This is a genomic window from Actinosynnema mirum DSM 43827 (assembly GCF_000023245.1).
Lineage (GTDB): Bacteria > Actinomycetota > Actinomycetes > Mycobacteriales > Pseudonocardiaceae > Actinosynnema > Actinosynnema mirum.
In genome coordinates this window covers 2,049,592-2,065,132 of sequence record NC_013093.1, presented here as the reverse complement: position 1 = coordinate 2,065,132, position 15,541 = coordinate 2,049,592, and the positions used below count along the sequence as shown (strand labels likewise).

10 protein-coding genes are annotated in these 15,541 nt (G+C 71.2%); all 10 read right to left on the bottom strand.

Going from position 1 to position 15,541, the window contains the following annotated elements; translation table 11 throughout:
• Positions 1–66: 66 nt before the first annotated feature.
• The 10 genes from AMIR_RS09375 to AMIR_RS09330 all read right to left on the bottom strand — a co-directional run bounded on the left by AMIR_RS09375 (position 67) and on the right by AMIR_RS09330 (position 15,541).
• A complete protein-coding gene (locus AMIR_RS09375) occupies positions 67–2,301 on the bottom strand; it encodes a rhamnogalacturonan lyase family protein (RefSeq protein ID WP_015800705.1) in 2,235 nt (744 codons plus the stop codon).
• A 362-nt stretch (positions 2,302–2,663) separates the two neighbouring features.
• The gene (locus tag AMIR_RS09370; RefSeq protein ID WP_015800704.1) at positions 2,664–3,881 is read right to left on the bottom strand and encodes a C39 family peptidase; all 1,218 of its coding nucleotides are present in this window, start codon (positions 3,879–3,881) and stop codon (positions 2,664–2,666) included.
• A gap of 53 nt (positions 3,882–3,934) precedes the next feature.
• A complete protein-coding gene (gene mmsB, locus AMIR_RS09365; protein ID WP_015800703.1) occupies positions 3,935–5,152 on the bottom strand; it encodes a multiple monosaccharide ABC transporter permease in 1,218 nt (405 codons plus the stop codon).
• Positions 5,149–6,675, bottom strand: a complete 1,527-nt coding sequence (mmsA, locus tag AMIR_RS09360; RefSeq protein ID WP_015800702.1) for a multiple monosaccharide ABC transporter ATP-binding protein — start codon at positions 6,673–6,675, stop codon at positions 5,149–5,151. The genes mmsB and mmsA overlap by 4 nt, the downstream gene beginning before the upstream one ends.
• Positions 6,676–6,677: 2 nt before the next feature.
• Positions 6,678–7,799: a multiple monosaccharide ABC transporter substrate-binding protein gene (chvE, locus tag AMIR_RS09355; protein WP_015800701.1), complete on the bottom strand. Its 1,122-nt coding sequence runs from the start codon at positions 7,797–7,799 to the stop codon at positions 6,678–6,680.
• Between the two features lie 162 nt (positions 7,800–7,961).
• Positions 7,962–9,470: an L-arabinose isomerase gene (gene araA / locus AMIR_RS09350; RefSeq protein WP_015800700.1), complete on the bottom strand. Its 1,509-nt coding sequence runs from the start codon at positions 9,468–9,470 to the stop codon at positions 7,962–7,964.
• 20 nt (positions 9,471–9,490) lie between these two features.
• On the bottom strand, positions 9,491–10,144 hold the full coding sequence (locus AMIR_RS09345; RefSeq protein ID WP_015800699.1) for an L-ribulose-5-phosphate 4-epimerase: 654 nt from the start codon (positions 10,142–10,144) through the stop codon (positions 9,491–9,493).
• 2 nt (positions 10,145–10,146) lie between these two features.
• Positions 10,147–11,811 (bottom strand): ribulokinase, encoded by a 1,665-nt coding sequence (gene araB / locus AMIR_RS09340; protein WP_015800698.1) that lies wholly within the window; start codon positions 11,809–11,811, stop codon positions 10,147–10,149.
• Between the two features lie 485 nt (positions 11,812–12,296).
• Entirely contained in the window at positions 12,297–13,313 is a 1,017-nt protein-coding gene (locus tag AMIR_RS09335; RefSeq protein ID WP_015800697.1) for a LacI family DNA-binding transcriptional regulator, read from the bottom strand.
• 26 nt (positions 13,314–13,339) lie between these two features.
• Complete coding sequence (locus AMIR_RS09330; RefSeq protein WP_143760681.1) at positions 13,340–15,541, bottom strand: beta-L-arabinofuranosidase domain-containing protein; 2,202 nt, start codon at positions 15,539–15,541, stop codon at positions 13,340–13,342.

Genomic DNA, 15,541 nt, shown 5'->3' with positions numbered 1-15,541 from the left:
CCGCTGGGGTCAACGGGCGCCGGGAACGTTCGGTTCACCAACGGTCGTGCCGGAGCTGCCCCTGGCTCAGTAGTGGACGTCCGGCCAGGGCGGGGTGGCCATGCCGTCGCCGATGAAGAAGCTCGGGTGCGGCGGCTGGTTGTAGGCCGTGTTCTGCCAGGCGATCGCGACCCGGTACATGGTGTCGTGCATCAGGGTCGGGATGCGCCGGTCGGTCTGGTGCGGGGTGGAGTGGATCCGCAGCGCGGTGTTGTTCGTGGTGGGCCACACCACCTCCTCGCGCCAGTCGCCGAACAGGTCGCCGGACAGCGACGGGGTGGCCTTGGTGCCGTTGTTGCTGTGCACGTCGGAGGCGGTCAGCAGGCGGGTGTCGCCGCCGGTGCCGTACTTGTCGATCCGGGTCTGGTCCACCAGCTCCCGCACCGGGTCGCCGTCCCACCAGGCCAGGAAGTTGATGGAGCCGGGCTTGCGCCCGATCTCCGCGCCCTTGGCGCTGCGCAGGTTCGCGTCCCGCGCCGACCACGCCTCGGCTCCGGGGCTGCCCGCCCAGATGTCGCCCGCGACGCCGCGCCCGTTGTCGCCGCCGGACGCCGTGGTCCACACGCGGGAACCGGTGCGGGCGTCGGCGAAGAACGAGCCGGGCTTGGAGGTGTCCTCGTCGACCTTGAAGTACTCCAGGCCCGCCCGCGACGGGTCGAGGTCGCCCAGGTGCGCGGCGTCCCCGTGCCCGAGCCCGGTGTTCCACAGGCCCTTGCCGCTGTCGTCGACGGCCGCCGCGCCGTAGACGATCTCGTCCCGGCCGTCCGCGTCGACGTCGCCGATGGTGAGCGAGTGGTTGCCCTGCCCCGCGTAGCCGCTGTTGCCGGAGGCCTTGGAGTCGAAGACCCAGCGCTTGGTGAGCGCCCCGTTGCGGAAGTCCCAGGCCGCGATCACCGCGCGGGTGTAGTACCCACGAGCCATGATCAGCGAGGGGCGTGCGCCGTCCAGGTAGGCGGTCCCGGCGAGGAACCGGTCGACCCGGTTGCCGTAGTTATCGCCCCAGTCGGCGACGGTGCCGCGCGGCGGGTCGTAGTCGACCGTGGACATCGCGGCGCCGGTCTGGCCGTTGAACATGGTCAGGTACTCGGGGCCCGCCAGCACGTAGCCGGAGGAGTTGCGGTGGTCGGCGGAGGCGTTGCCGATCACCGTGCCGCGCCCGTCCACGGTGGCGTCGGCGGTCTTCATGGCCACCTCGGCCTTGCCGTCGCCGTCGTAGTCGTAGACCTGGAACTGGGTGTAGTGCGCGCCCGCCCGGATGTTGCGGCCCAGGTTGACGCGCCACAGCCTGGCGCCGTTGAGCTTGTAGGCGTCGACGTAGACCACGTCGGTGACGCCGGACTGGGAGTTGTCCTTGGCGTTGTTGGGCTCCCACTTGAGGACGAACTCGTAGACCCCGTCGCCGTCCAGGTCGCCGACGCTCGCGTCGTTCGCGGCGTAGGAGCCGGACGGGGGCTGGATCGGCACGTCCCGGTAGCCGTTGCCGAAGGCCAGCGAGGCCGGGGACGCGGGCTGCTCGACGCCGTTGACCACCGCGCGGACCGTGTAGGAGGCGTCGGCCGGCGCGCCGCTGTCCAGGTAGTTCGTGGACCCGGTGATCGGCGAGGCGGTGAGCTTGGCGCCGCCCCGGTAGACGGTGAACGCCACGTTCTGCGGGTCGCCGCCCAGGAGCCGCCAGCTGACCAGGTTGCCGCTGCCGGAGCGGACGCTGATCAGGCCGCGGTCGAGCCGCTCGACCTGCTTGCGCCCGGTCGGGTCGGGCAGCGGCGCGGTGCCGCCGCCGGTGGTCGTGGTGGTCGGCCCGGTCGTGGTGGTGGGGCCGCCGGGGGTGGTGGTCGTGGTGGGCGCGACGCCGCCGGTGCACGTGGTGCCGTTGAGCGCGAAGCTCGACGGGACGACCGGCTCGCCGGTCCGGGAACCGTTGAACCCGAACGAGACCGAGCCACCGGTGGGGATGGCCCTGTTCCAGTCCACGTTGGACGCGGTGATCGACGTGCCCGAGGAGGAGAACGCCGCGTTCCACCCCTGGTCGACCTTCTCGCCGGAGGCGGCGGTCCAGGCGAGGGACCACCCGTCGACGGGGTCGCCGAGGTTGGTGACGGTGACGTTGGCGGAGAAGCCGCCCTGCCACTGGTTCTGCACGGTGTAGTCGACCTTGCAGGCTGGGGCGGCCGAAGCCGTGCCCACGACGACCAGTCCGCCGCTCAGCGCGGTGGCGGCGGCGACGGCCGCGCCCAACCGCGCGCGGAACGAGTTGGTGAGCACCGTTGCTCCTTCATCTCGCTTCTGGGACCTCAGTACTGGAAACGCTCCCAGGTGTGAATCGAGTGAAGCGGATGCGAGCGCGACGGGTCAACCCCTTCTGGAAAGCGCTTTCTCAGTGGGCGGGCGCGGGCCCGTGCCGGGGTGAGGTGGCGTTCAGCGAGGTGGAACGGGACCGGAACCTTCCCACCTGACGGCGAATCCGGGCGGGTGGGAGCGCCGCACGACCCGAGCGGGGCGCCGCGACCAGACCCGGTCAGGGCGCCCTGGCAGAGCCGCCCGGCAGAGGGGCGGGCCCGAGCGACCGGATCGGCCGACCGGCTCAGCCTGGGCGGCGCCACCCGGCCCGGCGCCCAGCGCAGCGCTCAGGGCTGGATGATGTACGCGATCCCCCCGGACCCGCCGCCGACGCCGCCGCCGGGCAGGGGCCGCTTGGTCCGCAGCCACACGTTCTCGAACGCCCGCCGGGGGTACACCCGCCGCACCGACGGGTTGTCCGGCGAGGCCGGGTCGTTGGCGATCACGTCGCCCCGCTCGGTGAACCCGACCACGACCATGATGTGCCCGGCCGTCGAGTACCCCGCCCCCGGCAGCTCGTCGGCCTGGAACGCCTGCGAGGTGATCACCGGGACGCCGCGCGCGATGTGCCGCTCCAGCTCCAGCAGCGAGGTCAGCCGGGTGATGTGCGCCCTGAGCCCGAAGTGCGCCGCGTACGCCGTGTTGAACGGCCAGTTCCCGGCGCCCCGGTAGTCGTAGTCGTAGGTGTGCCTTGCCGCGTGGTCCACGGTCGGGTCCGCGTACGACGGGTCGACCCACGAGGTCTCCTCGGGCGTGGGCCCGCGCCCCCAGTACTCCACGACCATCTCGGTGGACGACGGGCTGCACCACGCCTCGCCGCCGCCGTCGTACTCCGGGTACTCCCCCAGGTGCACGTTCTGCGAGTACCGGGGCACGGCCAGCTCGATCCCGCGCGCGGAACCCGGCTTGCTGGCGGGCACGGTGAACCGGTCCGGCACCGCCGACGCCATCACCCCGACCAGCGACACCGAGGGCGCCGCGACCTGCCCGACCGCGCGGTGCAGGGTCACCCGGACCTGGTGCGCCACCAGCGGTTCCCCGGCGACGAACGTGTCCACGTCCACCGAGCCGTGCTCGTCCGACTGCCCGGACACCGTGGCGCGCTTGATGTCCGCGTCCCCGTACGCCCAGCGCCCCAGCACGTACCAGCCGCTGGTCCAGCCCTCGCCGACCGACCGGAACTCCACCTGGATCCAGGTCCCGGCGGGTGTGCGGGCGTTCCACGAGGCCACCGCCTGGGTCGCCGGGAAGCCGAGCCGCCGCACCGGCGAGGTCCAGCGCGCGTACTCGTACGCCCGCCCCTCCCGCTCGACGCGGCCGACCGGCCGGACCAGCTCCAGCCCGTCCCGCCCGGCCAGGACGCCCTCGGACGTCCCCTGGCCCAGGGAGCCCGCGCTCCACTCGTGGTAGTCCACGGCTCCCCCCGACCGCGCGGCGACCGCGGGGATCGCCGTCGCCGACACCACCGCCACGCACAGCACCGCGCCCGCCGCGAGCAACCTCATGTGAGAGATTGTCGCGGCGGGCGCGGTGGTGGTAAACACCCGACCGGGTCAGGTCACGAGCGGCGCTTGGTCCACACGTCGTAGGCGACCGCGGCCAGCAGGACGAGGCCCTTGACCAGCATCACCTGCTCGCTGGGCGAACCGATCAGGGACATGCCGTTGTTGATGACGCCCATGATCATGCCGCCGGTGATCGCGCCGACCACCTTACCGACACCGCCCTGCACGGCCGCGCCGCCGATGAAGGCCGCCGCGATCGCGTCGAGCTCGAACGAGTTGCCCGCCGTCGGACCGGCCTGGTTGAGCCGACCGGCGAAGATGACGCCGGCGAGCGCGGCCAGGACGCCCATGTTGACGAACAGCCAGAACGTGACCTGCTTGGTCTTCACGCCGGACAGCTGCGCCGCCTGGAGGTTGCCGCCGATCGCGTAGATGTGGCGGCCGAACACCGAGCGGTTGGCGAGCAGCGAGTAGCCCAGCGCCAGCGCCGCGAGCAGCACGAGCACCCACGGCAGGTTGCGGAAGCGGGCGAGCTGCACCACGACCGCGAGCACGATGACCGCCATGCCGACGATCTTGGCGACGAACACGCCCATCGGCTCGACGGTCTGCTTGTAGCCCAGGCGCGCCTGGCGCTTGCGCAGCTGCGAGAACGCGTAGGCCGCGACGCAGGCGAGGCCGACCAGCAGGGACACCAGGTCCGCGCCGCCCAGCGGGCCGAGGGCGACGTTGCCGAGGTAGCCCTCGGTGAAGCCGTTGGCCAGCGTGCGGATCTGGTCCGGGAAGGGGCCGATGCCCTGGTTGCCCAGGACGGTCATGCTGAGCGCGCGGAAGACCAGCATACCCGCGAGCGTCACGATGAACGCGGGGATGCCGAAGTACGCGATCCAGTACCCCTGCGCCGCGCCGATCATCGCGCCCACCAGGAGCGTGATGAGCACCGCCAGCGGCCAGGCCAGCCCCATCTTCACGGTGAGCACCGCGCAGACCGCGCCGGTCACCGCCACCACCGAGCCCACCGACAGGTCGATGTGCCCGCCGATGATCACCAGGATCATGCCGATCGCGAGGATCAGCACGTAGGAGTTCTGGACGATGATGTTGGAGATGTTCTGGGGCGTGAGCAGCGCACCGTCGGTCAGCACCGAGAACAGCACCACGATGAACGCGAACGCCACGTAGATGCCGGACTGGCGGATGTTGATCGAGAACTTGTTCCGGGCGCCGGGAGCCGCGGGCGCGACCGGCGGGTCGAGTTTGGCGGTGCTCATGTCATCTGTCCCTGGGTCATGTACTGCATCAGGCGTTCCTGGGTTGCTTCGGCGCGGTCCACCTCACCGGTGATCCGGCCGGACGACAGCGCGTACACGCGGTCGCACAGGCCGAGCAGCTCCGGCAGCTCCGAGGAGATCACCAGCACGGCGAGGCCCTGCTCGGCCAGCTCGTTGATGATCGTGTAGATCTCGTACTTCGCGCCGACGTCGATGCCTCGGGTCGGCTCGTCGAGGATCAGCACCTCGGGGTCGGTGAACATCCACTTGGCCAGCACGACCTTCTGCTGGTTGCCGCCGGACAGCGTGCCGACCGTGGTCGCCACGCTGGACGTCTTGATGTTCATGCTCCGCCGGTACTTCTCGGCGACGGAGTGCTCCTCGTTCTCGTTCACCCACTTCTTGGGCGCGAGCTTGCGGAGCGCCGCCGCGGAGATGTTGCGCTGGACGTCGGCGATCAGGTTGAGCCCGTACCGCTTGCGGTCCTCGCTGACGTAGGCGATGCCGTGGGCGATCGCCTGGTCCACGGTCTTCGTGCTGATCTCCTGGCCGTTCTTGAAGACCTTGCCGGAGATGTTGCTGCCGTAGGTCCGGCCGAACACGCTCATCGCCAGCTCGGTGCGGCCCGCGCCCATGAGCCCGGCGAGACCGACGATCTCGCCGCGCCGCAGGGTGAGCGAGGCCTTGTCGACCACGACCCGGTCGGCCTGGACGGGGCTGTGCACCGTCCAGTCCTCGATCCGCAGCACCTCGTCGCCGATCTTCGGCTCACGGGGCGGGTAGCGGTTCTCCAGGTCGCGGCCGACCATGCCGGAGATGATCCGGTCCTCGCTGAGCCCCTCGGCGGGCAGCGTCTCGATGGTCCTGCCGTCGCGCAGGATCGTGATGTTGTCCGCGATCCGCGTGATCTCGTTGAGCTTGTGCGAGATGATCACCGAGGTGATCCCCTCGTCCCGCAGCCCTTCGAGCAGGTCGAGGAGGTGGGCCGAGTCCTCGTCGTTGAGCGCCGCGGTGGGCTCGTCGAGGATGAGCAGCTTCACCTCCTTCGACAGCGCCTTCGCGATCTCCACCAGCTGCTGCTTGCCCACGCCGATGTCGCTGACCTGCGTCACCGGGTTCTCCCGGAGGCCGACGCGGGCCAGCAGCTCGGCTGCCTCGTGGTTGGTCCTGTTCCAGTCGATCAGGCCCTTGGAGGCGCGCTCGTTGCCCAGGAACATGTTCTCCGCGATGGAGAGCTGCGGGGCGAGCGCCAACTCCTGGTGAATGATCACGATGCCGAGCCGCTCGCTGTCGCGGACGGTCGAGAACGCGACCGGCTGCCCGTCGTAGACGATCTCGCCTTCGTAGGAGCCGTGCGGGTGCACCCCGGAGAGCACCTTCATCAGCGTGGACTTGCCAGCGCCGTTCTCCCCGCAGATCGCGTGGATCTCACCGCGCTGAACGGCGAAGTTGACGTCGCTCAGCGCGGTGACCCCCGCGAACCTCTTGGTGATGCCGCGCATCACCAGGATGTCGTCGGTCATCGTTACTTCAGCTCATCCGCCGTGTAGTAGCCGGTCTCCACGAGCTCCTTCTCCCAGTTCGACTTGTCGATGGCGACGAAGTCGAGCAGGTAGGCCGGGACGACCTTCTTGCCGTTGTTGTAGTCGGTCTCGTTGTTGACCTCGGGCTTCTCGCCCTTGAGCAGCGACTCCGCCATCTTGACCGTGACGTCGGCCAGCTTGCGGGTGTCCTTGTGCACGGTGGCGTACTGCTCGCCCGCGATGATCGACTTGACCGAGGCGACCTCGGCGTCCTGGCCGGTCACGATCGGCCAGGGCTGGCCCGCCGTGCCGTAGCCGCTGGACTTGAGGGCCGAGAGGATGCCGATGGAGATGCCGTCGTACGGGGACAGCACGCCCGCGATCTTCTCACCGCCGGAGTAGGTGGAGGTGATCAGGTCCTCCATGCGGCGCTGCGCGGTGGCCGGGTCCCAGCGCAGGGTGGCCGCGATGTCGAAGTCCTTCTGGCCGCTCTTGACGACGAGGGTGCCCTTGTCGATGTGCGGCTGGAGGACGGACATCGCGCCCTTGAAGAAGAACGGCGCGTTGTTGTCGTCCGGCGAGCCGCCGAACAGCTCGATGTTCAGCGGGCCGGTCGCGGAGCCGGGGGAGCCATCGGCGTTGATGACCTTGAGGCCGGTCAGCAGCGAGGTGCCCTGCTGGACGCCGACCTTGAAGTTGTCGAACGAGGCGTAGTAGTCCACGTTCGGCGAGTCCAGGATCAGCCGGTCGTAGGAGATGACCGGGATGTTCTGGGCCTTGGCCTGCTCCAGCTGGTTGCTGAGCGCCTTGCCGTCGATGGAGGCCACGATCAGGAGCTTGGCCCCCTTGGTGATCTGGTTCTCCAGCTGGTTCGCCTGGGTCGGGATCTGGTTCTCGGCGTACTGGAGGTCGACCTTGTAGCCCTTGTCCTCGAGCGCCTTCTTGATGTTGTCCCCGTCGTGCACCCAGCGCTCGGACGACTTGGTGGGCATCGTGACGCCGACGAGGGCGCCCTCGGTGTCCCCACCCTTCTGGTCCACCGTCTTCTCCGCCGACCCGCAGGCCGACAGTGACACAGCCAGCGCCGCGGCGCTGAACGCCGCGACGATCTTCGGAAACTTCATTGTTTCTCCTCCGGGTGTTGCGTGGCGGTGTTGCCCGCGCCGGTGGTGCTGGCGCGGTGGTGCCGAGGGTGGCGAACCCCGCCGGTCCTGACGACCGGTCCTGACGACCTGTCCTGACGACGCAGAGTAGTGGTCTGGACCAGCGGGGTTCGACCGGGCTCGTTAGCGGAGCCCCTGCGCCAGGCGGTAGTACGCCTGGTTCCAGCGGAGCCGGTCCGCGAACTGCTCCGTGGTGGTGTCCTGATCGATCAGCACCAGTTCGGTTTCCGACATCTGGGCGAAGTCCCGCAGGACCTCGGAGCCGACGGCCTGCGTCAGCACGGTGTGGTGCGGCCCGCCCGCGGTCAGCCAGGACTCGGCGGACACGGCCAGCGACGGCGCGGGCTTCCAGACCGCGCGCGCCACCGGCAGGGCGGGCAGGGGCTCGTCCGGGGCCACGACGTCGATGTCGTTGGCCACCAGGCGGAAGCGGTCGCCGAGGTCGGACATGCCGATCACGGTGGCCGGGCCCTCGACGGCGTCGAAGACCAGGCGGACCGGGTCCTCGCGCCCGCCGATGCCGAGCGGGTGGATCTCGCAGGACGGGGTGTCCTTCGCGATGGTCGGGCACACCTCCAGCATGTGCGCGCCGAGGATCTTCTCCTCGCCGGGCACCAGGTGGTAGGTGTAGTCCTCCATGAAGGAGGTGCCCTTGCCGGTGCCCTCGCCCATGGCCTTGATCGCCGTGAGCAGCACCGAGGTCTTCCAGTCGCCCTCGCCGCCGAAGCCGTAGCCGTCGGCCATCAGGCGCTGGACCGCCAGGCCCGGCAGCTGCCGGAGCCCGCCGAGGTCCTCGAAGTTCGTGGTGAACGCGCCGAAGCCGCCGTCGACCAGGAAGCGGCGCATCCCGGCCTCGACGCGGGCCGCGTAGCGCAGCGAGTCGTGCCGGTCGCCGCCCTTGGCCAGCTCGGGCGCCAGCCGGTACAGCTCGGCGTAGTCGGCGACCAGCGAGTCGATCTCGTCCTCGCCGACCGCGTCGACCACGGCCACCAGGTCGTTGACGCCGTAGGTGTTGACCGAGACGCCGAAGCGCAGCTCGGCCTCGACCTTGTCACCCTCGGTGACCGCGACGTCGCGCATGTTGTCGCCGAAGCGCGCCAGGCGCAGGTTCCGCAGGGTGTTGTGGCCCGTGGCCGCCCGCACCCACGCGTCGACCCGGCCGAGCACGCGCGGGTCGGTGGCGTGGCCGACGACGGTCTTGCGCGGCACGCCCAGCCTGGTCTGGATGAACGCGAACTCGCGGTCGCCGTGGGCGGCCTGGTTCAGGTTCATGAAGTCCATGTCGATGGTCGACCACGGCAGGGACTCGTTGAGCTGGGTGTGCAGGTGCAGCAGCGGCTTGCGCAGCGCGTCCAGCCCGGTGATCCACATCTTGGCGGGCGAGAACGTGTGCATCCACGCGATGACGCCGATGCAGCTCGGGTCGGCGTTCGCCTCCAGCATCACCTTGCGGATGGCGCCGGAGTCGGTGAGCACGGGCTTGCTGACGATCTCGGCCGAGATCCGGCCCGCGTCTGCCAGCATCCGCTGGATCTGCAGGGACTGGTCGGCGACCTGATCCAGGGTCTCCGGGCCGTACAGGTGCTGGGAGCCGGTGAGGAACCAGACCTGGGGTGTCGCCGCGGCGGGCATCGTGCGTCCTCCTCGTGGGCTCATTGCCCGTAGACGTTCTGGTAGCGCGCGTAGAGGCTGTCGATGTGCTCCTGCGCGATCCGCTCGGGCTTGCCGAGCTGGAACGCGTGGTGCACGGTGCGCGCCACGTCCTCCAGCATCACGGCAGCCTTCACCGCGTCCTTAGCGTCCTTGCCGATGGTGAAGGGTCCGTGACCGTGCATGAGGACCGCCCGCGAGCGGCTGTCCGCGAGGGTCTCGACGATGCCCTGGCCGATCGAGTCGTCGCCGATCAGCGCGAACGGGCCGACCGGGATGTCCCCGCCGAACTCGTCGGCCATCATCGTGATGACGCACGGGATGGACTCGCCGCGCGCGGCCCACGCGGTGGCGAACGTCGAGTGGGTGTGCACGACGCCGCCCACGTGGGGCATGTGCCGGTACACGTAGGCGTGCGCGGCGGTGTCGGAGGACGGCGAGTGGTCGCCCTCGACGAGGTTGCCGTGCAGGTCGGTGACGACCATGGCCTCGGGCCCGAGGTCGTCGTAGGAGACGCCGGAGGGCTTGATGACCATCAGGTCCTGGTCGGGCACGCGCGCGGAGACGTTGCCCGCGGTCCAGATGACCAGCTCGTACTTGGTCAGCTGCGCGTGCAGGGACGCGACGGTCTTCCGGATGTCGGCGATGGCGGACACGGTCAGCTCTCCTCCCCCAGCGCCTCGCGGCGGCCGGCCTTCAGGCGGTGCATGACCTCGTTGGCGCCGCGGCCGAAGTAGTCGTGCAGCTCCTGGTACTCGGTGAACAGGCGCTCGTACGCCTGCACGTTCGCCTCGATCGGCCGGTAGACGTCCTTGAGCAGGGAGCCCATGGCCAGCGCGGCGGCGCGGATGTCCGGGTAGGCGCCCGCGGCCACGGCGGCGTGCAGCGCGGAGCCGAGCGCGGGGCCCTGCTCGGAGCCGATGACCGACAGCGGCAGGTTGGTGACGTCGGCGTAGATCTGCATGAGCAGCTTGTTGCGCAGCAGGCCGCCCGCGATCACCAGCTCGGTCACCGGGACGCCCGCGTCGGTGAAGGTGTCGACGATGACGCGGGTGCCGAAGGCGGTGGCCTCCAGCAGGGCGCGGTAGGTGTCCTCGGCGCGGGTGGCCAGGGTCTGGCCGACGACGACGCCGGACAGCTCGTGGTCGACCAGGACCGAGCGGTTGCCGCTGTGCCAGTCGAGCGCGACCAGGCCGTGCTGGCCGATCTTCTGCTCGGCGGCCAGCTCGGTGAGCAGCTCGTGGGTGGAGATGCCGCGCTCGCGGGCCGTCTCGTGGTACGAGGCGGGCACCTGGTGCTGGACGAACCAGCCGAAGATGTCGCCGACGCCGCTCTGACCGGCCTCGTAGCCCCACAGGCCGGGGACGATGCCGCCTTCGACGACGCCGCACATGCCGGGCACCTCGGCGAGGTGGTCGCCGTTCATGACGTGGCAGGTGGAGGTGCCCATGATGGCGACCATCTGGCCGGGCTCGACGGCCTGCGCGGCGGGCGCGGTGACGTGCGCGTCGACGTTGCCGACGGAGACGGCGATGCCCTCGGTCAGGCCGGTCCAGGCGGCGGCCTCGGCGGACAGGCCGCCCGCGCGGTCGCCGAGCTGGCCGAGGGGGTGCTCCAGCTTGGTGGAGACGAAGTCGGCGAAGCCGGGGTTCAGGGCGGCCAGGAACTCCTCGGACGGGTAGCCGCCGTCCTGGTAGATGCCCTTGTAGCCCGCGGTGCAGGCGTTGCGCACGTACGTGCCGGTGAGCTGCCAGACGATCCAGTCGGCGGCCTCGACCCAGTGGTCGATCGCGGCGTAGACGTCGGGGGCCTCTTCGAGGATCTGCAGGCCCTTGGCGAACTCCCACTCGGAGGAGATCAGGCCGCCGTAGCGGGGCAGCCAGGACTCGCCGCGCTCCTGCGCGAGCCGGTTGATCCGGTCGGCCTGGCCCTGGGCGGCGTGGTGCTTCCAGAGCTTGACGAAGGCGTGCGGGTGGTCGGCGAACTCGGGCAGCTCGCACAGCGGCGTGCCGCCTGCGTTCACCGGGACCATCGTGCAGGCGGTGAAGTCGGTGCCCACGCCGATGACGTCGGCGGCGTCGACGCCCGCGTCCGCGATCGCGGCGGGGATCGCGTTGCGCAGGACGTCGACGTAGTCCTGCGGGACCTGGAGGGCCCACTCGGGGGGCAGCGCCCGTCCACCGGGGGTGGTCCGGTCGAGCACACCGTGCCGGTATTCGTGCACCGCGGTGCCGAGCTCGGCGCCATCGCTGACCCGGACCACGACGGCGCGGCCGGACAGCGTGCCGAAATCGACTCCCACGACCAGGGGATCATTCGCCATGAGCGAGGAGTGTTATCGCTAACATTCAGCCCGTCAAGACCCCGTTGCAACATGGGCTTAACCGTGATGTGAACGCGCACGACTGCGGAGGGCGCACGAGCAACCCGCGCGTTACCCGGCGCGGTTGGTCCTGGACAGGGGGCGTGTGACACACGCTACTCCCCCAGGGCTACAACTTGGTCACGCTGGGTACCGGAACGGGCGGCGGTTGGGTCGGAAGCGTCACCGGTGTGGGGTGACGCGATCACTTCGAGGCACAGATTCCCCGTCAGGCGGACGCGGAAACCCTCGGATGGGGGACGGCCGAACGAGAGGGCTCGGGCGAGCGATCCGGCTCGGCGGCTCGCAGCGCGGCGGCAGGCCGGGCGGTGCGGGCACGCTGGGCGGTGCAGGCGCGCCGGGCGGCACGGGGGCGACGCGACGCGCGCCCGTACGCGTGGGCGCGGGCCGACCCGGTCCACCCGCCACCCGCCGGGCCCTCCCGCTCAGCCCCGAGGCGGCGCGACGCTGTCGCGGACCACCAGGCTCGGCGCGACGGTCCGCCTCGGCTCGCCCAGCTCCGTCCCGGCCACCTGGGCCAGCAGCAGCCCGAGCGTCTCCCGCGCCACCGCGTCGAAGTCCGGCCGCACGGTCGTCAGCGGCGGGATGAAGAACGCCGCCTCCGGCACGTCGTCGAAGCCCACCAGGCTCACGTCGTCCGGCACCCGCCTGCCGCGCTCGCTCATCGCCCGCAGGATGCCCAGCGCCAGGTGGTCGTTCGCCGCGAAGATCGCCGTCACCTCCGGCATCCGCGCCAGCATCAGCCCGGCCCGGTACCCGGACGCCGCGCTCCAGTCCGCCGCGACCACCGGCGGCACCTCGGCGCCCGCCTCCTCCAGCGCCCGGCGCCACCCGCGCACCCGGCCCTCGCTGTCGTACCAGTCCGGCGGCCCCGACACGTGCCACACGGTCTGGTGCCCGTGGTCCAGCAGGTGCCGCACGGCGGCGAGCGCGCCCGCCTCCTGGTCGACCGTCACGAGCGCCGAGGCCCGCGCGGGGTCGCCGTCGACCGCGACCAGCGGCACGCCGTCCGGCACGTCGGCCAGCGCCGCGCTCGCCGAGTCGGTCGGCGCGATGACGACTATGCCCGCCACGCGCTGGTCCCGGTGCCGCTCGATGGCCTCGGAGATCGACGCCCGGTCCAGGCTCTTGACCAGCCCGACGCTGACCGCGAACCCCGCCTGCGCCGCCGCCTGCTCGACCGCCGCCAGCAGCCAGGCGGGCCCGTACAGGGTGGAGTTCTGCGCGACCACCCCGATGACCTGCGAGCGCCCGGTGACCAGGGCGCGGGCCGCGCGGTTGGGCCGGTAGCCCAGCTCCGCGATCGCGGCCCGCACCCGGAGCCTGGTCTGCTCGCGGACGTTGGGGTGGCCGTTCAGCACGCGCGACACGGTCTGGTGGGACACTCCCGCCAGCTTCGCGACGTCCGTCATCGCGGGATCGCGCGTGGTCCTGTTGTCCACTCCTGCCCCACCTTCAACTCAGCTGATCAAGCACTGCGGCCAATCGGCCGGGAAGCCACAAGTGTTAGCGATAACAATGGTCTACCACCGTAGGAGTCGTCACCGTCCATTGTCCACCGTTCGGACATCGTGTTCCGACATTCGGCCGCTCGCCGCCGCGTCGCGGATGCGCGCCCGCTCGGGGTGGTCCGCGGTGAGCCGGTGGACGTGCCGCAGGAACGACGCCCGGTCGCGGAATGGCGCGGCTTCCCGGACCCGGTCAAGGAAACCGCCCTCGTTCGGCGCCCCTGAATCGACGCCGCCGAACGCGATCGTCGGTTCCACCCGGCGGAAGTGGGAGTGGAACGGGTCGGTCGTGCCCTCGTGGAACGGCGCGAACTCGATCCCGCCGAGCGTGAAGTGCAGCGGTTTCCCGGAAATCGGGCGGAGCGCGCGGGAGAGGTCGCCGGACGGGGTCGCGTGCGGGTGCAGCGCGAGTTCCAGGAATTCGGCGCGCGGGTCGCGGGCGACCAGGCGCACCGGCCCGTAGCCGAGCGCCTGGACCTCCGGCCGGTCCGGGGTCGGTTCGGCCACCAGGTGGCACGGCGTGCGCAGTCGCAGCACGTCACCGCGCCGCCAGTCGCGCGCCACCACCAGGTAGGGCCCGCCGCGGGGACCGCGAGCGGTCGCCCGTTGAGCGAGGCGGAGGCCCCGCGCGCCCACGACGGCACCCGCACCTTGATCGTGACCCGGCCGCCCTTCCCGCCGATTCCGGGCGAAGTCCCCCGCTCGTGGGGAAAATGGGCGCCACGGGTGATCGTCGTTTCGTTCCAGTGCGCGGTTGTCGGCGCGAAAAGGTTGACGTACAACGTTTTCTCGTCGTGGAAGTAGACCGAGTCCTGGTACTTGGCGGCGCTCTCCAGTCCCGTTCCCTCGCAGCACGTGGCGCCCTGCTCGGGCGTGAAGTCCCGCACCGATCCGGGGGCGAGTCCGATGAAGTAGGTCATCAGCGGGACGTCCGCGCTCGGCGCGTCCTGCTTGGAGCCGAGGATCTGGTTGAACAGCGCGCGGCCGAGCTTGAGCATGTTGTGCGCGCAGCAGGTCTCGGCGTTGTCGTCCGCCAGGGTTTCCGCGATCACACCGGGCGCGCGCCAGAACTCACCGGTGCTGGTGCCGCCGATCCGGTAGAGCCTGCGCGGCACGACCATGTCCCAGAAGTTCCGCGCCGCGTCGAGGTAGCGCTGCTCTCCGGTGGCCTCGCGCAGCCGGACCAGGCCGGTGAAGATCGGGATGTGCTGGTTGGCGTGCAGCCCGGCGAGCACGTCCCGGTTCTCGGCGCACGCGTCGATGAGCGCGTCGAGGTCGAACATCCGCGCCGGCGCGAGGTGCTCGGGCTTGCCGGTGCGGGCGCGCAGGTCGCGCAGCGCCGGTCCGGCCTCGTCGCACGGGTGCGCGGCGACGTCGCCGCCAGCGGGCCTGGTCGCGGCGGCGGCGACCTCGTCGGGCGTGAGGACCCGCGACCACACGCTGATCTCGTCGAACGCGCCCGCGAAGACCGGGTCGGCGGCGAAGTGCGAGCGGCCGAGCCAGTGGTGCGCGAGGCCCGTGAGCGGGGTGGTGACGGCGGTGCTGCCGACGGCCGCGCCGTTGACGTAGAGGGTGGCCGCGCCGTCGGCGTCGCCGTCGCCGTCGCCGTCGCCGTCGCTCAGCGCGAGGTGGCTCCACTCCCCCGCAGGCAGCGGGGTCGGCGCGTCGACGCCCTGCTCGCCTCCGGGGCCGGTGGCGGTGATCGCGAAGCGCGGCACGCCGTTCCCGTTGCGGGCGGCCAGGTACAGGTAGCGGGTGTCGTCGTCGCCGAAGTCGAGCACGCGCGCCCAGGTGGAGGCGTGGGTGGGCTTGCCCCAGGCGGCGAAGGTGAACCGGCCGGTGGGCAGCGCGGGCAGCTCCACGTACTGGTGGCAGCCGCGCTGGTGCAGGGCCGCGCCGCCGAACTTCCCCCGCGCGGCGGGGGTTCGCGGCGGCGCGTCGAGGGCGGCGCGGCTGTCGTGCAGCGCGACCTGGTCGAGCCGGAAGGCGTTGAGGGGCAACGAGTCCCCGGCGGCGCTCCCGGTCGCGGCACTCCCGGCGGCGGCGTCGGTGGAACCCCCGGCGGGGGCCGCGGGGGCGGCCGAGGCCACCCCCGCGCCCACCAGCGGGGCCGTCGCCGCGAGGCCTCCCGCGAGCAGGAAACCCCTCCTCGGTAACGGCAC

What these genes read in the sequence shown, in the direction of transcription:
- mmsA (WP_015800702.1), bottom strand. Translation starts at nt 6,675, where the DNA reads ATGACCGACGACATCCTGGTGATGCGCGGCATCACCAAGAGGTTCGCG.
- chvE (WP_015800701.1), bottom strand. Translation starts at nt 7,799, where the DNA reads ATGAAGTTTCCGAAGATCGTCGCGGCGTTCAGCGCCGCGGCGCTGGCT.
- mmsB (WP_015800703.1), bottom strand. Translation starts at nt 5,152, where the DNA reads ATGAGCACCGCCAAACTCGACCCGCCGGTCGCGCCCGCGGCTCCCGGC.
- araA (WP_015800700.1), bottom strand. Translation starts at nt 9,470, where the DNA reads ATGCCCGCCGCGGCGACACCCCAGGTCTGGTTCCTCACCGGCTCCCAG.
- araB (WP_015800698.1), bottom strand. Translation starts at nt 11,811, where the DNA reads ATGGCGAATGATCCCCTGGTCGTGGGAGTCGATTTCGGCACGCTGTCC.
- AMIR_RS09370 (WP_015800704.1), bottom strand. Translation starts at nt 3,881, where the DNA reads ATGAGGTTGCTCGCGGCGGGCGCGGTGCTGTGCGTGGCGGTGGTGTCG.